Source organism: Methanotorris formicicus Mc-S-70, from assembly GCF_000243455.1.
Lineage (GTDB): Archaea > AGJL01 > Methanococci > Methanococcales > Methanococcaceae > Methanotorris > Methanotorris formicicus.
The window spans coordinates 22,136-43,300 of sequence record NZ_AGJL01000009.1; the positions used below are offsets into that span (position 1 = coordinate 22,136).

24 protein-coding genes and 1 pseudogene are annotated in these 21,165 nt (G+C 30.7%); 17 read left to right on the plus strand and 8 right to left on the minus strand.

The features are described from left to right. The first annotated feature begins 130 nt into the window (after window positions 1-130). The 6 genes from radB (at window position 131) to atwA (ending at window position 3,842) form a co-directional block, all read left to right on the plus strand. Window positions 131-772, plus strand: coding sequence for a DNA repair and recombination protein RadB (radB, locus tag METFODRAFT_RS02425; protein WP_007043943.1), 642 nt, complete (start codon window positions 131-133; stop codon window positions 770-772). A 13-nt stretch (window positions 773-785) separates the two neighbouring features. Next, window positions 786-1,001 carry a FeoA family protein gene (locus METFODRAFT_RS02430; RefSeq protein WP_007043944.1) on the plus strand — a complete coding sequence of 72 codons (216 nt, stop codon included), beginning with the start codon at window positions 786-788 and terminating at the stop codon, window positions 999-1,001. A 146-nt stretch (window positions 1,002-1,147) separates the two neighbouring features. Beyond that, window positions 1,148-1,471, plus strand: coding sequence for an MJ1244 family protein (locus tag METFODRAFT_RS02435; protein ID WP_007043945.1), 324 nt, complete (start codon window positions 1,148-1,150; stop codon window positions 1,469-1,471). 12 nt (window positions 1,472-1,483) lie between these two features. Beyond that, complete coding sequence (locus METFODRAFT_RS02440; protein ID WP_007043946.1) at window positions 1,484-1,816, plus strand: MJ1244 family protein; 333 nt, start codon at window positions 1,484-1,486, stop codon at window positions 1,814-1,816. 25 nt (window positions 1,817-1,841) lie between these two features. Further along, on the plus strand, window positions 1,842-2,234 hold the full coding sequence (locus METFODRAFT_RS02445) for a DUF134 domain-containing protein (RefSeq protein WP_007043947.1): 393 nt from the start codon (window positions 1,842-1,844) through the stop codon (window positions 2,232-2,234). A 12-nt stretch (window positions 2,235-2,246) separates the two neighbouring features. Then, window positions 2,247-3,842 carry a methyl coenzyme M reductase system, component A2 gene (gene atwA, locus METFODRAFT_RS02450; protein WP_007043948.1) on the plus strand — a complete coding sequence of 532 codons (1,596 nt, stop codon included), beginning with the start codon at window positions 2,247-2,249 and terminating at the stop codon, window positions 3,840-3,842. Between the two features lie 3 nt (window positions 3,843-3,845). Here atwA and METFODRAFT_RS02455 read toward each other — a convergent pair whose 3' ends face one another. The 4 genes from METFODRAFT_RS02455 to METFODRAFT_RS02470 all read right to left on the minus strand — a co-directional run bounded on the left by METFODRAFT_RS02455 (window position 3,846) and on the right by METFODRAFT_RS02470 (window position 7,889). Beyond that, window positions 3,846-4,466, minus strand: coding sequence for a fumarylacetoacetate hydrolase family protein (locus tag METFODRAFT_RS02455; protein WP_007043949.1), 621 nt, complete (start codon window positions 4,464-4,466; stop codon window positions 3,846-3,848). An 18-nt stretch (window positions 4,467-4,484) separates the two neighbouring features. After that, window positions 4,485-5,753, minus strand: coding sequence for a WD40 repeat domain-containing protein (locus METFODRAFT_RS02460; RefSeq protein ID WP_007043950.1), 1,269 nt, complete (start codon window positions 5,751-5,753; stop codon window positions 4,485-4,487). Between the two features lie 50 nt (window positions 5,754-5,803). Then, window positions 5,804-6,355: a hypoxanthine/guanine phosphoribosyltransferase gene (gene hpt / locus METFODRAFT_RS02465; protein ID WP_007043951.1), complete on the minus strand. Its 552-nt coding sequence runs from the start codon at window positions 6,353-6,355 to the stop codon at window positions 5,804-5,806. Window positions 6,356-6,638: 283 nt separating this feature from the next. Continuing rightward, on the minus strand, window positions 6,639-7,889 hold the full coding sequence (locus tag METFODRAFT_RS02470) for a M20 family metallo-hydrolase (protein WP_007043952.1): 1,251 nt from the start codon (window positions 7,887-7,889) through the stop codon (window positions 6,639-6,641). 67 nt (window positions 7,890-7,956) lie between these two features. Here METFODRAFT_RS02470 and METFODRAFT_RS02475 point away from each other — a divergent pair, with 67 nt between their 5' ends. The 3 genes from METFODRAFT_RS02475 to METFODRAFT_RS11305 all read left to right on the plus strand — a co-directional run bounded on the left by METFODRAFT_RS02475 (window position 7,957) and on the right by METFODRAFT_RS11305 (window position 9,253). Continuing rightward, window positions 7,957-8,526 (plus strand): DUF1847 domain-containing protein, encoded by a 570-nt coding sequence (locus METFODRAFT_RS02475; RefSeq protein ID WP_007043953.1) that lies wholly within the window; start codon window positions 7,957-7,959, stop codon window positions 8,524-8,526. A 236-nt stretch (window positions 8,527-8,762) separates the two neighbouring features. After that, window positions 8,763-9,098, plus strand: a complete 336-nt coding sequence (locus tag METFODRAFT_RS11135) for a hypothetical protein (RefSeq protein ID WP_007043954.1) — start codon at window positions 8,763-8,765, stop codon at window positions 9,096-9,098. Then, window positions 9,077-9,253 carry a hypothetical protein gene (locus tag METFODRAFT_RS11305; RefSeq protein ID WP_245528887.1) on the plus strand — a complete coding sequence of 59 codons (177 nt, stop codon included), beginning with the start codon at window positions 9,077-9,079 and terminating at the stop codon, window positions 9,251-9,253. Before METFODRAFT_RS11135 ends, METFODRAFT_RS11305 begins: the two co-directional genes overlap by 22 nt. Window positions 9,254-9,261: 8 nt before the next feature. On the opposite strand, the gene METFODRAFT_RS02485 is transcribed toward METFODRAFT_RS11305, so the two are convergent. The 4 genes from METFODRAFT_RS02485 to METFODRAFT_RS11315 form a co-directional block, all read right to left on the minus strand. Next, window positions 9,262-9,480 (minus strand): hypothetical protein, encoded by a 219-nt coding sequence (locus METFODRAFT_RS02485; RefSeq protein ID WP_007043956.1) that lies wholly within the window; start codon window positions 9,478-9,480, stop codon window positions 9,262-9,264. 11 nt (window positions 9,481-9,491) lie between these two features. After that, window positions 9,492-9,779 carry a hypothetical protein gene (locus tag METFODRAFT_RS11020; protein WP_007043957.1) on the minus strand — a complete coding sequence of 96 codons (288 nt, stop codon included), beginning with the start codon at window positions 9,777-9,779 and terminating at the stop codon, window positions 9,492-9,494. A 110-nt stretch (window positions 9,780-9,889) separates the two neighbouring features. After that, entirely contained in the window at window positions 9,890-10,114 is a 225-nt protein-coding gene (locus tag METFODRAFT_RS11310; RefSeq protein ID WP_245528882.1) for a hypothetical protein, read from the minus strand. Further along, window positions 10,074-10,307, minus strand: a complete 234-nt coding sequence (locus tag METFODRAFT_RS11315; protein ID WP_245528884.1) for a hypothetical protein — start codon at window positions 10,305-10,307, stop codon at window positions 10,074-10,076. The genes METFODRAFT_RS11310 and METFODRAFT_RS11315 overlap by 41 nt, the downstream gene beginning before the upstream one ends. A 90-nt stretch (window positions 10,308-10,397) precedes the next feature. On the opposite strand from METFODRAFT_RS11315, the pseudogene METFODRAFT_RS11925 reads away from it, so the two are divergent. The 8 genes and pseudogenes from METFODRAFT_RS11925 to METFODRAFT_RS02525 form a co-directional block, all read left to right on the plus strand. After that, window positions 10,398-12,463: pseudogene (locus METFODRAFT_RS11925) on the plus strand (DUF1156 domain-containing protein); the annotation flags it as partial. Between the two features lie 39 nt (window positions 12,464-12,502). Beyond that, window positions 12,503-13,531, plus strand: a complete 1,029-nt coding sequence (locus METFODRAFT_RS02505; protein WP_007043960.1) for an ATP-binding protein — start codon at window positions 12,503-12,505, stop codon at window positions 13,529-13,531. A gap of 15 nt (window positions 13,532-13,546) precedes the next feature. After that, window positions 13,547-16,861: a DUF499 domain-containing protein gene (locus METFODRAFT_RS02510; protein WP_007043961.1), complete on the plus strand. Its 3,315-nt coding sequence runs from the start codon at window positions 13,547-13,549 to the stop codon at window positions 16,859-16,861. 51 nt (window positions 16,862-16,912) lie between these two features. Beyond that, on the plus strand, window positions 16,913-17,371 hold the full coding sequence (locus METFODRAFT_RS02515) for a hypothetical protein (RefSeq protein ID WP_007043962.1): 459 nt from the start codon (window positions 16,913-16,915) through the stop codon (window positions 17,369-17,371). Window positions 17,372-17,392: 21 nt separating this feature from the next. Next, entirely contained in the window at window positions 17,393-17,794 is a 402-nt protein-coding gene (locus METFODRAFT_RS11700) for an SNF2-related protein (protein ID WP_007043963.1), read from the plus strand. Next, window positions 17,794-19,470, plus strand: a complete 1,677-nt coding sequence (locus METFODRAFT_RS11705) for a helicase-related protein (protein ID WP_007043964.1) — start codon at window positions 17,794-17,796, stop codon at window positions 19,468-19,470. The genes METFODRAFT_RS11700 and METFODRAFT_RS11705 overlap by 1 nt, the downstream gene beginning before the upstream one ends. Before the next feature lie 2 nt (window positions 19,471-19,472). Beyond that, a complete protein-coding gene (locus METFODRAFT_RS11340) occupies window positions 19,473-20,390 on the plus strand; it encodes a DUF3883 domain-containing protein (RefSeq protein ID WP_007043965.1) in 918 nt (305 codons plus the stop codon). A gap of 61 nt (window positions 20,391-20,451) precedes the next feature. Beyond that, window positions 20,452-20,883 (plus strand): EVE domain-containing protein, encoded by a 432-nt coding sequence (locus METFODRAFT_RS02525; protein WP_007043966.1) that lies wholly within the window; start codon window positions 20,452-20,454, stop codon window positions 20,881-20,883. Window positions 20,884-21,165 lie beyond the last annotated feature (282 nt).

Sequence of the window (21,165 nt, forward strand, 5' to 3'; positions counted from 1 at the left end):
TGTCATCTTTAAAATAAAATTTTAATTTTATGACTAAACGCTAATTAGAATGGATATCCAATCTAAATTCACTTATTTGGTTTTGAATGAATTTTTAGTTTCATCAAAATAAATAAAACAAGTGATCTGCATGCTAAAGAATATTTTAAAAGGAGAGATTGAGAAGAAAACAATAACTCAACTTTACGGACCTCCTGGAGTAGGGAAGACAAATATCTGCATAATATCATCAATAAACACAATAAAAAAAGGAAAAAAGGTTGTTTATATTGATACTGAAGGTAGTTTGTCCTTAGAGAGGATAAAACAAATCTGTCCCAATGATTTTGAAGATATTTTAAAGAATATGATTATATATGAACCTCATGATTTTGAAGAACAAACTGAGATTATTGAAAAAAAAGTCCCATTATTATATAATATTGGGTTAATAGTTGTTGATAGTATAGCATCTTTGTATAGGTTGGAGTTGAGTGATGATGTAAATAAAAACGCAAGGTTAAATAGAATTTTAGGTAGACAGATTTTAAATTTGCTAAAGGTAGCAAAAAAGAATGATTTGGCAATACTAATAACCAATCAAATTAGGGATACTTTAGATGGATTTGAAGCAACAGGAGGGAGGATTTTAGAATATTGGAGTAAAACCATTGTAAGAATTGAGAAATATGAGCAATACCGAGAGACAATATTGGAAAAGCATAGATATGCAAAGGAAGGTGAAAAAGTAAGGTTTAGAATTGTTGACAAAGGTATTGAAATTATTGAGTGAGAGAGGGGAAATCATGGAAAACTTATTGAACAAAAAACCTGGGGTTTATGTGGTTAAAGATATCTTAGGAGGACATGGGTGTAAGATGAGATTCTATGAGTTGGGTATCTACCCAGGGAAGAGAATAACATTAATAAGTTCTGGAGATAAGGGACCAATATTGGTGAGGATTGGAAATACTAAAATAGCACTCGGCAAAGGTTTGGCAGGTAGGATAATTGTGGAGTGAAAAGTTCAAACAATACACTTTTATTAAAGTATTATTAAAATTTAACTAATTGCCTCAACTACCATGCATATTTATATAATATTTTTGCACATATGTGAATGTATATTTTTAATATTTAAAACCTAATGGAGTTTTGGTGGTTAATTATGTTGCTAATTAAATTATTTGTTGAAAAAGACAATGTTGGAAAGGCAATAAACGCATTAACTGAGGGAGGTATTACTGGGTTTTTTCTCCATGAATGCAAAGGAGTATCTCCAAAAAAATTTAAAGTGATTTTAGAAGATTTGGATGAGGTTGTAGAAGCAATTAGGGAGTTGAGCGACGCTGTAATCATCAAGACGGTTGTAGATGAAAAGAAGATAAAAACCTTGGAGGACGTAATTGGAGAAAAATTAAGTAATGAAAAATACACTGTAATAAAAATACCAATAAGAAAAATAAAAATCAACACCTGCAAAAAAAGGTAAAGGGGAGGTATTATGAAAGTTCTTATTTACCTATTCATTAGGAGCGAGGACGTTGGAAAGGCAATAAACGCATTAACTGAAGGAGGTATTACTGGGTTTTTCTTATATGATTATAGAGGTATGTCTCCACAGGATTGGAAGGGTTTTTTGTTGGATGAGGATCCAGAAAGTACTATAAAGATTATCAATGACCTATCTGAAAACGCTATTTTAATAGGAACGGTTGTTGATTACAAGAATGTTGAAACATTAGAAAAGGTTATCCACAATAGATTAGCAAATGATAAGTATACAATAATTGAGATTCCAATTGAAGGTATTAAGGTAAATATGCCAGAAGATTAACAAAAAGATTGTAGTTGTGATGTTTATGAGATTTAGAAGAGGAAGGCCAAAAATTCCACGTTTAATATCAGAAGAACCAAAATTAAAGATATTTAAACCACAAGGAATTCCAGGAAATGATTTAGAGATAATAAAGATGGAGGTTGATGAATTAGAAACAATAAGGTTGGTGGATTTACTTGGATATGAGCATGAAGAGGCAGCAAGAGCAATGGGTATTTCAAGGAGGGTTTTTTGGAATATCTTAAAATCAGCAAGAAAGAAGATTGCAGACGCGTTGATTAATGGAAAGGGCTTAAAGATAGAAGGTGGATTCTATAAAATAAGGAAATGTAAATTTGATGAAAAATGTGGTAAATACAAATATTGCAGATTCAAACCGAAACCTTGTAGGGTGTTTGAAAGTTATGAAGGATAAAAGGTGGTTGCTATGCTATTGTTGGAAGTAAAAAATGTTTCAAAGGTTTATGGGGATAACGTAGTACTTAAAAATATAAACTTTGAACTCAGAGAAGGAGAGGTTTTAGGTATTTTAGGGAAAAGTGGTGCTGGGAAATCAGTTCTATTGCACATGTTGAGAGGAATGGATGGTTATGAGCCAACAGAAGGACAAATAATCTATCACGTCTCAATATGTCCTAAATGTGGATATGTTGATGTTCCATCAAAAGAAGGAGAAAAATGTAAGTGTGGAGGAACTTTTGAAAAAATAACCGTTGATTTTTGGAATGATAAGAAATACACATACAACTTAAAGAAAAAAATTGCCATCATGCTTCAAAGAACCTTTGCTTTATATGGAGAAAAGTCAGTTATTGAAAATATCTTAGAATCCCTTTCCAATGTTGGATATGAAGGAAGTGAAGCGATAGATTATGCGTTAAAATTAATCAAAATGGTTAAGTTGGAGCATAGGGTAACACATATTGCAAGAGATTTAAGTGGTGGAGAAAAGCAGAGAGTTGTTTTGGCAAGGCAAATTGCAAAAGAACCATTCATATTCCTTGCTGATGAACCAACAGGAACACTCGATCCGCAAACCGCTAAGTTAGTGCACGATGCATTGAAGAATTTAGTTATAGATAAGAATATAGCGATGGTTATCACATCCCACTGGCCAGAGGTTATTGCAGAACTTGCTCAAAGGGCAATTTGGCTTGAGAAGGGAGAAATTAAGATGCAGGGTAGTGCTGAAGAGATTGTAAATGAATTCATGAAAACGGTCACTGAATTTAAGAAATTTGAGGATGTTGAGATTAAAGATGAGATAATAAAACTTGAAAATATTGAGAAAAAATACTGTTCAGTTGAAAGAGGTATTGTTAAGGCAGTTGATGGGGTAACTTTAACAATAAACGAAAGGGAGATATTTGGTCTTGTTGGTTTAAGTGGAGCAGGAAAAACAACACTATCAAAAATCATTGCTGGGGTTTTACCTCCATCAAAAGGCAAATACTTCTTCAGGTTGGGAGATGAATGGATCGACATGACAAAACCAGGACCAATGCATAGAGGGAGAGTTAAGAGATATATAGGGATTTTGTATCAGGAATATACCCTATACCCACACAGAACTATCTTATACAACTTAACTGAGTCCATTGGTTTAGAGTTACCTGGGGAATTTGCAAGGATGAAGGCAATTCACGTATTAACATCAGTTGGGTTTTCTGAGGAGGAGGCAGAGGCAATACTCGAGAAATATCCAAAAGAATTGAGTGTTGGGGAAAGGCATAGGGTTGCATTAGCACAGGTCTTAATTAGGGAGCCGCACGTTGTTATCTTAGATGAGCCAACAGGAACTATGGATCCTATTACAAGAAACACTGTTGCAGAGTCAATCCATAAATCAAGAGTCGAATTAGATCAAACATACATCATCGTTTCCCACGATATGGACTTTGTTATGAATGTTTGTGATAGGGCAGCATTGATGAGAAATGGTAAAATTGTAAAACTTGGAAAACCAGAAGAAATAGTTAAAATATTAACAGAAGAAGAAAAAGAAGAAATGTTTGGGCATTAAAATTTATTCATCAACATAATTTCTTAAAATTCCCATGCCTTCAATCTCACACTCAACAATATCCCCTTTTTTAAGTTCTCCAACTCCTGGTGGAGTTCCAGTTGAGATAATATCTCCAGAGTAGAGTGTCATTATTGAAGATACAAATTCAACCAATTCATAAACGTCAAAAATCATGTTTTTGGTGTTTGATTTTTGCTTTATTTCCCCATTTACTCTGCATTCAATATTTAAATTCATTGGATCAATATCCTTAACTATTCTTGGACCTATTGGGCAGAAGGTGTCGAATGATTTTGCTCTTGTCCATTGTCCATCTTTTTGTTGTAAATCTCTTGCTGTTACGTCATTTAATATTGTATATCCCATTATATAATCATCTGCCTCTTCTTTTTTAATGTTTTTTCCTTTTTTCCCAATAATCACTGCTAATTCAACCTCATAATCCACTCTTTTTGAAATTTTGGGTTTTATTATTGTGTCTTCATGATAGATTATTGATGATGTTGGTTTCATGAATATTACCGGCTCTTCTGGGATTTCCATGTTTAGTTCCTTTGCATGGTCGATGTAATTTAACCCAACGCAGATAATTTTTGTTGGTTTAATCTCCTTTATATCCATTATTTCACCATTTTTGTTTTATTGTCTATTTTTCTGTTTCTTTTCTAACTTAATCAAACATAAAACTAAAATCAACAAGAAAATCAATCCTGCCAATACGACCATTATAATGTATATGATATAAATTAAATCGTTGTTTATTAAACCAACCATTGTATTACTGTTTGGATTGTAACTTTTTATGCATTTTTGATTATCAAAGAAGTATATCTTACCACCTATCGATGCAACAACATACTTACCATCATCTGTTATCTTAACACTATCCACATAATAATCTGCAGGATAGTACCACACAACATTTCCAGTGCTATTTATCACATACAATCCTTCATGATTACTCATAAGGAATGGGCAATCCACATAGTCGTTATATAATACTATATAACTTCCATTAAGTGTAGTGTCTATGAAATTTATATAATATGAGTTACCCCCATAACTCCATAAAACGTCCAAATTTTTATTTAAGCAATATATCTTCATGCAGTTGTATGCTATAATATTATTATCTGTTAATTTGATGTAATATACACTATAATTTAAACTCCTTTTATTCAATAAAGTTCCATTGTAATTGAAGAGATAGATGTATGTATCCTGTCCCCCAGCACCAATAAGTTTGGTATTTGGATTTATTGAAACTGTCTCAACACTACCGTTCGTTTGATATTTCCACAACAACCCAGATTTGTTGAATACATAAATGTTACCATCACAACTGCCTGCAACCGCATAGTTACCATTTGGGGTTATATCCACCGAGTTTATTAAGTCGTTAGTTTCATAATCCCATAAAATCCCCCTATCTTTATCTATAAAGCAACAGTGCATATCAATTCCTGCAAATATGTATTTTCCATCTGAGGATATAGAAATCATTGTTAATCCATTTTTAATGGGATATTTTCTTACAACCTTCCCGTCCTTATTGAAAATATAGATAGTGTTGTTTCTAATTCCAAACTTACCACTATACTCTATTGATGCAACCACATACTCCCCATTATTTGATATCTTTATATCTTGGATCTTATATCCATAAGATAAATTATCCTCCCCCAATAAGTGATATTTCCACAAAACATTCCCTTTTTTGTTAAGGCAACATATCCAGTTTTCAGGTGTTCCTCCAGATCCCACAACAATGTATTCCCCATCTGGAGTAATTGACAAAACATCGGCATGCGCATCTATACCATACACCCATTCTGGACTAAATTCAGTAAGAATACATCCAAAAGAACATAAAGTAACCAATAAAACCATTAGTTTTAAAATTCCCATAATAACCCCCACTTTTTAAAAAAATTAAGTAATTGCAAAATCAAAAATAATTACAAAATCATAACCTTTCCATCCTTGACATCCAACTTAACCAATGTTTTGATTTTATGCCCTGTTTTCTTTTCAACAATTTTCTTCCCCTCCCCTCTTTCAATAACACATACAATGTCCTTTACCTCAGCACCTGCCCTTTTTAATGCGTTTATTATTGCAATCATCGTTCCTCCAGTTGAGATAACATCATCAACAATCAAAACCCTATCTCCTTCCTCAATTCCATTTAGATATAGTTGCCCTTTGCTGTATCCAGTTTCTTGGTGAACTGGGATTTCCCCTTCTAATTTATACTCCCTCTTTCTCATAATTACATAGGGAACATCCGTGTATAGGGAGAGTGTTGTAACCAATGGAATCCCCATAGCCTCTGCAGTCACCATTTTATCAATATTTTCAAAGTCAACTTCCTTTATTATCCTTATAGCAACCTCCCTAAGCAATTCTGGATTTACAATAGGAACTCCATCAGATATTGGATGGATGAAGTATTCATACTTCCCTCTTTTTACTATTGGGCATGATTTTAAGGTCTCTTCTAATAACATCTATCCCACCATTTGAGTCTCTGTTATAAGTTTAGTTGTTTGCGAATTTTACTAAAATTTATTTATATACTTCGAAATTCTTATGCTGTATTTGTCTTAAAATTTTAAAATAGGTTGTATCTTCATTAAATTTATTAAGTATTTTTCCAATATTTAACGCAAACAACTTATATTGTTTATGTTAAAATTAAACGAAATCATCATTTTCCAATTTTATTATATCTAACATTGACATAATCCATAAACAACCATACCTTTTATGACTGTATTGGGTATTTATTTTTTATGCTTTCAAAATTTCATAAAATATCTCTGCCATTTTTATTAGATCCTCTATTTTTATATGTTCGTTTGGTTGATGTGCCGTTTCCTTACCAATGCCCCAAACTACTGTATCATATCCCTTCTCTCTTAAAAATGCTGCCACTGTTCCTCCACCCATTCCACAAAGTTTTGGTTCTTTATTTAAAACCTTTTTTATGGCATCCTTTAACTCTAAAACTACTGTGGAATCTTCTTTTGTTCTTTGAGATTTTTCTTTTTTAAGTATTTCATAGGCAATCTCAACATCATCCTCATTCTTTTTATCGTAAAGGATGAGGTATTTATCAATATTTTTCTTAAAATCATCAATATATTCCTCAATAAATTTCAAAACCTCATCTACATCATAATCTGGCAAAATCCTACAATCGAAGCAAACCTCAACATATCCCGGGATTGTATTGGTGTTTTCTACATTATTTACAATAACCGTTGGTTCAAACGTTGATTGTGGTGGAGAAAAAATGTCATCCTTATTGTTATATTTTTCATATAATTTTTTATAAAGTTCATTTGCAAAGTTAAACATTAAGATATCTGCGTTAATCCCATCATCTGGCATACTTCCATGGCACTGCTTTCCTTTTATTTTAAATTTAATCCATAATATGCTTTTCTCTGCAATCTCAATGTAGTTTCCTTCTGGTGTACCAAAATCTGGGACAATTATTAAATCATCCTTTTTGAATATCTCTTTTTCATAATTATCTAATAGATATTTTAACCCATACTCACTGCCATCCTCCTCATCAGACACAAATATTAAAGATAAATTGTATTTTGGGGAAATATTACTTTCAAAAATCATCTTCAACAGCAAAAATGAAGAAACGATTGCCTTATGGTTATCTTCACTTCCCCTCCCATATATCATGCCATCTTTTACAACTGGCTCATAAGGATTGGTTTCCCATAAACTTAAATCCCCTTCTGGAACCGTATCGAGGTGAGAAATAATATGTAAGGTCTTTTCTTTTCCAAAATCAAATTTTGCAACAATATTCGGCCTCTCTATACCATATTTATCCACAACGTTGTATGTTTTTATGGAGTGGTTTTCTATGTTGTATTTTTTGATATATTCATTTAATTTGTTCAATACATATTCCGCCTTTTCTTTCTCTCCTTTTCCTCCAAATGTTGGATTTACTGAATTTATTTTGATTAAATTGGATGATATCCTTATAGTTTCTTCTACAATATCCCTCATGTAGACACCTTTTTAATTTTTTATATATTTGTTTTAATAATTATATTTTAAATATTAAGGTGATGGTATGAGATGTGCAAGATGCAATAAAAAGGATTGCTCAAATGGAAAAAACTGCAAAGATGATATTTTAGAGAATGTTATGGAGGAATATAAAAAAGAAGAAAACTTAAAAATAGCAAAAGTTGCTTCTTTTATCGAAGGAAATTTCTACATGAAAAAAACAAGGTTAGAGGAGATTATTGAATTTTGTAAAATGATGGATTATAAAAGAATCGGTATTGCCTTTTGCATTGGATTAGAAAGAGAAGCAAAAATTTTAGATGAAATACTATCCAAGAGTTTTGATGTTTATTCTGTCTGTTGTAAGGTTTGTGGTGTTGATAAGGATGAATTTGGACTAACCTACATTAATAAAAATCAAAAAGAAACCATGTGCAATCCAATCGCTCAAGCATTAATTTTAAATGAAAAAAAGACAGATTTAAATATTATTTTGGGACTTTGTATTGGGCATGACATCCTATTTCAAAAATACTCCAACGCCCCAACAACAACCTTTGCAGTTAAGGACAGGGTTCTCGCTCACAATCCTTTAGGGGTTATTTATAGTGGATATTATTTGAAAAGATTTTGATTTAAACGGTAGTTCCCATCAAATAGATAAATATATAACTATATGATTATAGATTACTACAAAAAAATAGTTGGAGGGTAATAACATCGTAGATAAATCTAAAATTCCGAGAATTAAGCGTTTAATAAATCTTATGCGAGCTAAGTTTTACCTAATAGTCGTCAAATACAAAATCGCCATACACACGCAGAGAGAAAATATCTCTCTTAGACTTAATAATCTTTTCGGTTCTTTGTATGATATACTTTTCGGGAGTTTATAAGAGGGATTATGAAATACTAATCGAATATTTAGGACTATTTACAAAAATTAGATATAACAAGATTGTTGAACGAATAAATAGATATGAACAACTTTTATTCGAGATTCAAAAGACTTTCCTAAACAAAAATTGTTTATTATTCATATATACAATCCCAATTGAAACGAAAAAATCCGTAAGAAAGGGAAGACATGAAAAAATTGGATACTCGGAACTTATTAAAAAAACGGCAGTGTTGGATATAACCCATCGAAAAGACTGTGGTATTATGGATACAAAGCAACTTATATTACCGATGGGTTGTATCTAATGTTGATATCCATAAATCCTGCAAATCAGCATGATTTGGACATTCTAAAAGAAAATTTTAGAGGGTTTGTTCGGGAATTTATGAACTGCAGTATAATCGGAGACAAAGGATATATAGATAAGGGCTTCGAAAACTTATTAAGGCAGGGGAACTGACAGTGTGATTACGAGAATCCTTTCCTTATTAGTTCTTTACTACACTCTTTAATCACTTCATAGAATGATAATCCATATTTGTGGCTTAAATATTCTATACAGTTTGATACCATTGCTATAAACCTAACAAACCCAATATTGCTCTTTTCAGACGTTAGGTAATTTCCCTCAACATCTAAAATCGATTTATCTCTTCTATGCTTTTCTTCTATCTTTGGTCTCTTCATATACTCGCTTATTATGTTCTCTGCCTTCTTTTTATGGTTTGTAGAGACCAGATACTAGGTTTTTTCTGATTTTCCATCAACACTGCAACGATTTTAACTCTACCAACATCGGGAATATTGACCACTTTCTCGGATAATCTAAACTTTATTCCATTAATAGTCCTTAATTTAAGCTTTTCTTTCTCGAAATCCCTCTTAAATAGTCCTTCTACCTTAACCTTCTTACCGAAATATTCAACTATCAGGTTTTTCCTAAGTTTACCAATATATTCCATTCCCAATTCTTTAGATTCCTTCATAATTTTCTTTGTCGTTACAAAAGTGTCTACTACGACCGTCCCGATATCTATATGAGTTAAGAATCTAATAATTTCGATGAATATGTCTGTGGATTTTTTGCCAAGTGGTTTTATTGTAGTGTAAATCGAATATATCCCTTTTTTTCGTGATAAATACAGCAGTTTATCTGCTCTTGATATGGTTTGCTATGTCTTTCGATGTAGTTATATCGAATATTGCAACCATAAACCTTTTTACTCCATCTCCTTAGTAGCGTTGAATCGATTATTGCAGTGTATTTAAATCTATTGTCATCAAAATATCGGGAAGGTTGGATAGTTGAGTATACAAACAAACTCATTTCTGATAGTTTGTAGGTTTTTAACGATAGTCGTTCTGTGAATTCCCGAGACATACTCTGAAAATGCTTTGATAGTTTTTATTGGCGTTAGTGTTCTAACCTGTGCGAACCTAGATAACTCCTCCGAACAGTTAAATCCTAAACTATTTATAGAATTAGTGAGTATATTATTAAGTGCTGCTAGCATGGAGGCTTCACCGTTTTTTAACGAGTTATTTAAGTACTACCTATTTCTATTTTTTGGTCTTAATTTTAATAGTGTTAAATCACACTATCAGTAAAGAAATATCATGAAGGGGATGAGAGGTTTGCAAGGCAGAGGTTGTTGGTTAAGGTTAAAGTTGAAGATGGGGATTTAATTTTTGAAAAAGCATCTTTAGAGGATAATAAAAAATTAGATATTGCTAAGGAGAAAGTTAAAAAGCTTATAGAGTGTGGAGATGTCGATGTGCCTAGTGAAAATTTATGGAATTACTCTGCAAGTGGTGGAGGAGCATTAAGTATATTTATTTGGGGATTTAATAAATTTTATAAACTCTTTAACCCAAGGCAGTTATTAACTTTGATAAAAATTACAAAATTGATTAGAGAAGTTGGTAAAAGAGTTGAAGAAGAAAAATTAAAAGAGGGTTGGAATAAAGAGAAAGCTTTTAAATATTCTGAGGCAATTGCTACTTATTTGAGTATTGCGTTGTTAAAACATTTAGATTATAATACCACTGTTACATTGTGGAATGCAGGTTCATGGAGTTTATGCAAAATAGCCCATACTCTTACTAACAGAGGAATATCAATGCAATGGAATTGGTGTGAGATGTATCCTATTGTTAATATTCCTTTAGCTTATCCGAGCACATTAAAAACAACTATTAATAGTTTAGAATATCTAACCTCTGCACTATCAAATAAACCAAATAACTTAGATGGCTATTTAAATAATTCAAACAACAAAACCCAATCTATAAAAATCATTCAAGGGGATGCAACAGCCTTAAACTTAAATGAAAAGTTTGATGTTATAGTTACAGACCCCCTTATGCCGATGATGTCCCTTACACTGAACTATCTGACTTCTATTATGTTTGGCTTAAAAGGGCTTTGTCTGATGTTGAAAACAACAAACTAATCCCAAGATATCATAAAGAGGCATTTTTCAAAAAGATAGGCAAAAAATACAAAGAGATAAAAACACAATGGCAAGAGTTTGCTAAAAAAGAAGTCTCTGAAAATGCTGGTAGATTTATGGACTTAAATAATAAAAAAGAAGTAGCAAAGCATCACTTTGAAAATCTCTTCTCACAAGCATTCATATCAATGAAAAATCATCTAAAAGATGATGGTTTATTAGTTACCTACTATGCACACACAAACCCTGACTCATGGGCAAATCTTTTAGAAGCTGGCTGGAAGAGGGCAAAATTAACAATAACAAGAGCTCTACCTTTAACAACTGAATCAAAAACAAACATTGTATCAAGAGGAAAGTTATCTTTAGACACTTCAATAATTGCAGTTTGGAAAAAGAAAGAACTAAAAGATAAAGCTCTAATAACATCTTTACTACCAAAATTAAGAGAGAAAGGAAGAGAAACAGCAGAACTATTAATAAAACATGGACAACACGATTTAGATTTGCTTTATGGTGTAATGGCAGGAATTTTGGAAGAGATAACTCAATACAACGAAATTGTAAGCCCAGAAGGAAAATTAACAACAAAAGACATTTTAGATAAATATGTATATCCAATTACAATATACAGCATTATAGATGCAATTTCAAAAGAAAAAGAGGGAATATTAAAAATCTCTTCAAAACCAGCCCTATTCTACACAACTTACAAAATCCTATTTGGTAGTAAAACTTTAGGTAGTGGAGACCTAATATTATTAAATATTTCAACTGGTATTGATAAAAGAGCAGCAGTTGACTACAAACTAATAAAAGAGGAGAGTAAAGGATATACCTTAAACTCTCCCGACTTAATAAAAGAACTCAACAACAAATATCTATATCAGTTTTTAATTGAAAAGGGCATAAATCCAACAAACCCTGAGATAGAGACATCAATAGACATCCTTCACTTACTTGAATTCTATGCCTTTGCATATCCAATGGATGCATTTAAATCTAAGCTTGAAGAGTTAAAAAATAAATACCCAACAGAGGTTGATGAGGCAATAAATATCGCCAAACTAATAAACAAATATTATGAAAGCGTATTTAAGGGGTTATACACAGGCAAAAAAGATAGTGAGATTGACAAACTACTCCAAAAAGATAAAATTTATGAACTATATTTAATAAGAAGATTAGTAAGATTCTTAGAAGGAAAGGCATTTTAAATTTTAACTTTTTTAATTTTTATTTTTGCGGGTGGTAAAATGAAATTCTACAATAGAGAAAAAGAACTCAACTACTTAAAAACTTATGTTCAATTAGAACCAAACTCTATATTGTTTGTTTATGGTCCTAAATCATCTGGAAAATCAACAGTTATGCTAAGGGTTATTGAAGAGTTATCTAAGAGAGAAGATTTAATATTTTTTTATTACGATTTAAGAAAATATGCAACACCAACAAAGGAAGAGTTTTTAAAAATATTTTTTGAAAAGTCGGATAAAAAATATCTTCTCAATAAGTTGGAGATTAATTTAGGAATCTGCAAATTCGGAGTAGAGGAGAATTTTGATTTTAACAACTTATCTTTGAATGATGTTTTTGATAAGATAAATGAGAGTATAAATGCTGTTGTTAAAGATGGGAAGAAGCCAGTTTTAATAATAGATGAATTGCAGAAGTTAAAAAATATCTATTTCAATGGAAATGGCAAAGGAGATAAGTCCTTGTTGAGTGAGTTGTTTAATCTCTTTGTTCATTTAACTAAAGTTAGGCATCTATGCCATGTTATTTGTTTAACATCTGATACTTTGTTTATTGATGAAATATATAGAAATTCAACTTTAAAAAATGCTTCTGAATATTATTTAATTGATTGGTTGAGAAAAGGGAGTATAAGAAATATCTTAAAAGAAGAGGGATTTAATGAGGAAGAAATAAACTATTGCTTAGATTATCTATCATTACCTTATGAAATCTCCCAATTGATAAATAATAAAAAATTAGGCGTTTCAGTTGAAGAAACAATAAAACAATGGATTAATGTTGAAGCAGATGGGTTAAGGTTTTTAATAGCAAACATGCCAGAAGATTTGGATGAAAATAAAATAAATGAGATTTTAAACAAATTTAAAAACAACATTAAAGTTAGGGATTATGAAATAATAAAAAGAGACCTCATCAAAGAAGTTAAGTTTTTAATTGAGAATGAGATTTTGTTTTATGATGTGATTAATGGCATAATCAAACCAACTTCAATAATAGAGTGGTATGCTATTAAAGAAGTCATCTAAAAGGGGGGGAGAATTATGCAAAAATTAAAAGTTTGGGAGGATGTTTTAGATGAGACCTTAGATATGCAAGTTGCTCCTGAATTAGGAGATGTTGTAAATAAAACAGCCCATAAAATTTATACAGAACCAGAAGAATTCTTTAAAAGAACTTACTTTACTGACTCTATGGTGCAAATACTTAGTAGGTTATTAAATACCTTAAGTGGAGAAGAAAGACACAATATATTCTTGATATACTCTCTTTTTGGGGGAGGGAAAACTCATACAATATTAACAATATATCATGCAATTAACAATCCTGAATCTCTTATAAATGAAAATACTCTAAAAGATTATCCTGAAGATAAAAAAGAAAAGATAAAAAGCATTGGATTAAAATTAAAAGACCTTCAAAATCAAAACATAAAAATACTTCCAATATATGGAAAAGGAAAATTAGGACAGCCAAGCAATCCATTAAACTTTGAACCCTACAAAATCAAAACATTATGGGGATACATAGGGCATTGTTTAGGAAAATATGCACTTGTTGAAAACGATGACAAAAACTTAACAGTCCCTACCATAGACACAATTAGAGAGCTTTTAAAAGGAAATAAAGTGGTGTTTTTAGTTGATGAGATTGTTCATTATATAGATAATTTATACAACAGTGGAAATGAAGATGATAGAAGATATGCAAAAAATATCTGCAAGTTTTTTGATGCTCTATCCACTGCTTTAATTGGGACTGATAGTGTAATGATTCTAACTTTACCAATGGAAAAAGATGGAGAAAAAGTTGAAAAAGGATATAATAAGGAAATAGTTCTTTCTCTCCATAGGGCAGTTGAGAGAGTTGGAGGGGCTGAGCTTTATTCTCCATTGAGAACAGAAGGTATTTCAGGAGGAGAAATTGTTGAAATTTTAAAGAAAAGGATTTTTGAAAACATAGATAATGACTTTAAAGAAAAAATAATTGAGAAATACAGAGAAGCTTATGCAAACACTGACATATTTGGAAGATTTGAAGAAAATTTATCAAAAACATATCCTTTCCATCCAGAGTATATAGCAACATTAAGAACTATTGTTGAAAGAGGTAACTTGCAAAAAACAAGGGATATGGTTAGAATAACAAGAATTGTTGTAAGAAACTTATTACAGGAAGATGAGTTTCCAACCTTAATAATGCCATATCACATAAATCCAAGAAATGAAAAACTAAAAGGGATATTGTTTGGAAAAAATCAAATATTTGCTGACTATGGAGGAGCAGTGTTGGATGTGGATTTATCCCTTGAAAAATTCAAAAGATTTTCAAAACCAGAATTGGCAGAGGTTATTTTGAGGTATATATTCTTAAAAACCTATCCTTATGATTCTCCAACACCACTTGAAGGATTTCCAAAAAAAGATAGTATTGCAAGGGCTGTTTATGAAATCAACTTCTTTGAAAAACATGCATTGCAATTAACCGATATTCCAAACATTATAAGTGAGATTGAAAAAAGCTCATCATTCATATATTTAAACAAAAAGGATGAAATCTTCTGGTTTTGGAGAGTTGCAAATGTATCTCAAATGGTTGAAAGCAAAAAAGAAGAGTTGCTCACGCTCAATATAGTTAGTGTTCATAAGAAACTTGAAGAATTTGTTAAAAAATTTGCTGTTGAAGGAAAGGGTCTAAAGACTAAAAAAATTGGAAATAATATAACATTTTTCAAAAAGAATGATATTATAGTGTCAAGAGACCCACAAGAATTCCAAGATGATGAGGATTATAAATTGCAAATACTCATAAGAGATGATGTTGATAAATCCACACTTTACAGGATAATCTACCAATATGGAACTGGAACGAGAACATATAGAAATACAATAACTGTTTGCTATGCAGATAAAGTCCTAAACAAATTACTTGAAATAACTGCCCGTATAATTGCCTGTGATAAAGTAAAAGGAGACATTAAAGCAAAATATAAATCTTATGGAGAGGAAGTAGTTCAAATACAAACAAATATGGTAAGAAGTATTGAAGATGATGCAAAGGCAGAGTTTGATGAATTTGTAGCAAATACATTTAAAAAAATTGCATATCCTAAAGATAATGATGTAGAGATTGTTGATGCCACTCCAACATCCAAGTCAATACTTGAAAACGTGTATTCCACATTAGTTGAGTGGGGAAAAATCCCATCCAATCTAACTTTTGAAGGTCTTATGTATAATTTAAATGAAGTAAATATAACTTTTGATAAACCGATAATGTTTTCAGAACTTAGAAGCATTATTAGAACAAATACAAAACTTCCATTTATTACTGATGAGCAATTAAAAGGGGCGATAAAAGAAGGTGTTGAAGATTTAAAAATTGGTATTGAGAGTGATGGAAAAGTTCTATTCAAAAGAATCTATCCAAATGTCCCAAATCATGATGAAGCAGGAGTTCCTATCCCCGATATAAAAGAAAATGACATAATCTTGCCTAAAATAAAGGCATTAAACAAACAAATAAATCAGATTTTAAAAGATGAAAGGGATGAAGTTGTTGATAACAAGTATATAAAAGTTTGGTATGAAGTTCATATTTCAGATTCTGAGTCATTGCCATTAAGAGAACTTGTTGAAGAGACAGAAGAGGGCTTTGTAGTTAAACCTGAGTTTGTAGATTTATTGATAAATGGCTACATAGTAAGAAAAACTGAAGAAAAGATTATTGGAGAAAGAAATGAATTCTCTTTAAAGATAGATAGGCACAATATTGAAGGAAAACCTGGAGAAGATGTGAGTGTAAAAGTAGTAATAACTCCATTAAAAGGTAGTGGTTTTGAAGTAAACCTTGAAGTTGAAGAAGGAGAATTGGATGTAAGTTATGGAAAAGCTCCTTATGAAACAACATGGCACGTCAAAATCCCCGAAGTCAAGAAAACTTATGAGATAAAGGCAGTATCAGAAGATGGTGTTGTAAAAACTGATAAAATAACCCTTACCCCAAGAACTGATATTGTAGAAGTTCATGAATTATCTGAAAACTTAAAGGGTGGCATATTATTAGAAATAAAGGGCATCAAATCCTATGATGATTTAAACATTATCCCTGAAAACTTGGATGCCAAAGTTAGAGGAGGATTTATTATTGAAAACGATGAATACTTTAAAGCAAATTTCAATAATTTATCTCTCGATGTTGTAAAGTATCTTATTGAAGAGATAGAGGGGGTTATGGGTCATAAGCCAAATTTAAATGTTGAGGTTACTTTTGTAGATGGTGTGAAAATTGATGATTTGATATTTGAGAAACTCAGAAGTTTAAATAAAAAAGTAGTGTTCAAAATTAAGAAATGCTAAATTATTTTTTGTTATTTTTTTAGATTATTTTATTGTCTGTGAGGTGATGCTGTGGAGAGTAAAAACACCCAGTATATAGTTAAACTTAAATATGCTAAACCAGTAAAATTACCAATAGTAAAAGAACAAAAATTGGCAGAATTTATTCCAATAATACCTCTTGAAGATGATAAATACATAAAAGGTAAAATTGAGGGGGTTGCAAGAGTATTTCTCCCAGAGTTTATTAATTTTGCTAAACACCTTGGCTTTAAAGTTTCTGGTGAGAAGAGAGTTACATTAAAAACTGATGATGATTATGCATATTTGAGATTGTTTGTTTATGCCATGGTTATGCAAGCATTAAGAGATAATACAATGTGGGGAAAATTAGAAGACCATGTCCTTTCTATGGAGCCTCTATCTTTACGTTATTGGGCATCAACTTTTAGAAATAACTATTGGAAACATAATAATAGAAGAAAATTATTAAAAATTGCAAAATGTTTTTTGGAGGTTGAAGAACTCTAAATTTATGTGAGGGGATGAAAATTGCATGATAAAATAAAAAACTATCTCACAAAAAAGATATTTTTGCACAATCCCTTACTATTCTTCTATGCTTTAAACCATCCAGCATCAAAAAAGAAGATAAAGCCATTTATACATCAAATCCATCTTTTACATAATTCAATGCTTCTCCGTCCAGTCCGTTTTTTAATTGCAGATGAGATAGGTTTGGGTAAAACAATAGAATCTCTTGCAATAACAAGATATTTAGAGCTAAAACATGGAATAAGAAGGGTTTTAGTTTTAACTCCAAAGATTTTAAGAGAACAGTGGGAATCTGAAATAGGGAGAGTTGGAGGAGTCCCAAGGATTATTAAGGATGGGAATGATGTGGCAATATTAAAAATTATATACAATATTACGATTCTGCGGTCTATATTATAATGTCAATAGACCTTGCAAAGAGGTATGTTGATAAAATATTACAAATTGATTGGGATTTGGTTATTGTTGATGAAGCCCATAACATTACTAAAAATACTCAAAGAGGAAAATTGGTAGAAAAACTTTCAAAAAAAGTAAGAAATATACTTTTACTTTCTGCTACTCCGCACAGAGGAGACCCTCAAGATTATCTATATAGATTGAAAATATTGGATTACACACTTATAAATGATTTTGATAGGTTAAATACTCAAAATTTCTATCGTAAAACTCACGATATATTGGTTTTTAGAAGGACGAAAAAATTAGTAAATGCTCTTGAGAATAAAAGGGTCTTTAAAGATTGCCAGTTTAATGCAGTTGTAGTGGATATATCAGAAGAGGAAAAGAGATTTTTTGACCTTCTTGAAAATACTCTTAAAAATATACTGAAAAATACAAAAAGGAACTCTCCAATAGCTCTTTTAGCAGTAATTTTAAGTAAAAGAGCTTCTTCAAGTTATAAAGCAGCAATTGAAACACTGAATAGGATTATAAAAACTAACATTTTAAAAACTGATGATATTGATGTGTCAGAATGCATTAAAAACCTATTCTCATTAAGTTTTGAAGAAATGGAATTTGAAGATTATAGGGAAATATCTGACATAATAAATAATATTGTTGATAAATATTCGCCCTACTTAACCCAAGAACAAAAAGAATTATTTGAAAATCTCCTCAAAACAACAACTAACATCATAGCCAAAAAAGATAGTAAAATTGACGCTTTAGCAAAAATTATTGCAGAACATATTAAAAATAATGAGAAAATTGTAGTATTTACTGAATATGTTGATACCCTTAAATATCTTCAAGAAAATCTGCCTAAGTATCTAAATAACTATGGTATTGATATAACTCCAAATGAAATATTAACACTTTCAGGAGAGGATAAAAACAGGATGGAAAATATTACTGAGGAGATTAATAAAAAATTTGAGGACTATGGAAAAATTTTACTGGCAACAGATGTTGCTTCTGAGGGGCTTAATTTACAAATTGCAAGTGTTTTGATAAATTATGATTCTCCATGGAGTCCTATAAAATTAGAACAGAGAATCGGTAGAGTTTGGAGGTTAGGACAAGAAAAGGATGTATCTGTTTATAATATTTTCCTTTCAAATAGGATGGATTTGGAATTGCTTAACAATCTCTATAAAAAAATTATGAATATTAGAACTGCACTTGATAATCAATTGGCAATAGATAAGGAGATATATATTGCAAACGCTGAAAATCTATTTAACTTAGAAGAATTCGCATACATAAAAAACTTATCTGAATATGATATTATAATTTCAGCAATAATGGGGGACTTAAACATTTATACTGAAGAGATTATCAAAACACTAAAAACTATTAGGAGTAAGCTAAAAATGATGAGTATTTTTCCAGAAGAGCGTGCTGAAGAAATTAAAAAAGAAGTTTTAAATGTTATTCAAAATGAAGATTATTTGAATATTGAGAAGATTGAAGAAATTTTGAGAAACTATCAAAAGAAGGTTTTAAATGAGAATATACCTACCCAAAATAGCCTATACCAAATCATAAAATCAAAAGATGATGAAGATTTACAAATATCAAGAATCGTTGTAAAAAGTCAATTTAAAATAGAGAATATCTATTTTTTGTAAAGGTGTTAAATGAAGATGGCGAAGTTGTTTGGGAAATTCCATTGATAACCTCTCATCAAGAAAAAGATGTTAAGTTAATGACGGGTGTTGAATTATTAAAACATTTAACAACAATATTTAGCAAAGACGTATTTTTCGCGGAATATGAAATACCTTATGAGAAACAGATATTAGCCATAAAAGGGAAGATTCTTACTTATGCAAAAAATATTATAAATAACATAGACAAAAGAATTTCAAATTACGAAAATCTTAAGAATTTGGGTTTAAAAGATGGTAAATTATTTAAAAATTTTAAAATAAGTGTTAGTAATCCTATAATTATTGATTATCTGCCAGAGGATGAGTTTTCAATTGAAAAAATTATTCCTTTAGATATTGTGAGTAAATTAGTTTTAGATATGGATAATATTATTTTAACAGATGAAAATGATTTAAAATCTATAGATAGGAATTTTATTCCCCTCGAAGAACTTGTAAAAATCGAAAAAATGGCTATGAATATTATAATGAATCTCGAAGAAAAAAGATTAGCAAGTAAATACGGATATGAAAATAGGGGTAAGGTTTGGGATGTTTTGGATGTTTCCCTACATGAGCATTATGATATAAAGGTTATTGAAAATGGAGAGGAGAAATATATTGAAGTAAAGGGACATAAAGGATTATTACCAATTGCAGAACTTACAGAGGCGGAATATAAATTTGCTATGGAAAATGAAGACAAATACTATTTGTATGTAGTTTGTAACCTTGTAAAAGATGATAAAAATGCAATAATATTTGAAATTCACAAACTCCCCAACAAAGAACATATAAAAATATACCTAATTAAAAACGGAGAAAAAATAGACGTGAGCAAATACTATAATAATATAAATATAACTGAAAAAAAGAGATATTTGTTTAGACTTGTATAAGATTGAAAAATAATACAATAATATAAATCATAACTTCCATAATAATTAAAGGTGGGATATTATGACCTACTGGCTCTGTATAACCAATGAAGACAACTGGAAGGTAATAAAAGAAAAGAAGATTTGGGGAGTTTCTGAAAGACACAGGAATACAATAGAAAAAGTTAAAGTTGGAGATAAGTTAGTTATTTATGAGATTCAGAGGAGTGGAAAGGATTATAAGCCTCCTTATATTAGAGGAGTTTATGAAGTTGTTTCAGAGGTTTATAAAGATAGTTCTAAAATTTTTAAGCCAACTCCAAGAAATCCTAATGAGAAATTCCCATATAGGGTTAAATTAAAAGAGATTAAGGTTTTTGAGCCACCAATTAACTTTAAGGATTTGATTCCAAAACTTAAATTTATCACAAACAAGAAGAAGTGGAGTGGGCATTTAATGGGAAAGGCGATGAGGGAGATTCCTGAAGAGGATTATAAGTTGATTATAAGTTGAAATATTAGGTTTAGAGATTTGTGCATTTATCTATAAAGTTTTCAATAAATTGTTTTAATTTTGCTAATTCATCATTTTCATTTTTATAGGACTTTCGCAAGCATATTCGAATATAATGATATAGCATTTATGATAAGATATTTCTACCACAACATTTTACTATTTTTCGAATAAAAATTGTTTATGGTGAGAATATTCTCAAAAAGCGAATGCAATTGTTTATATGCTCTTTCTTCTATTGTCAGAGTTTAATTCGTGTATAGAACTATCTAAAACATTACG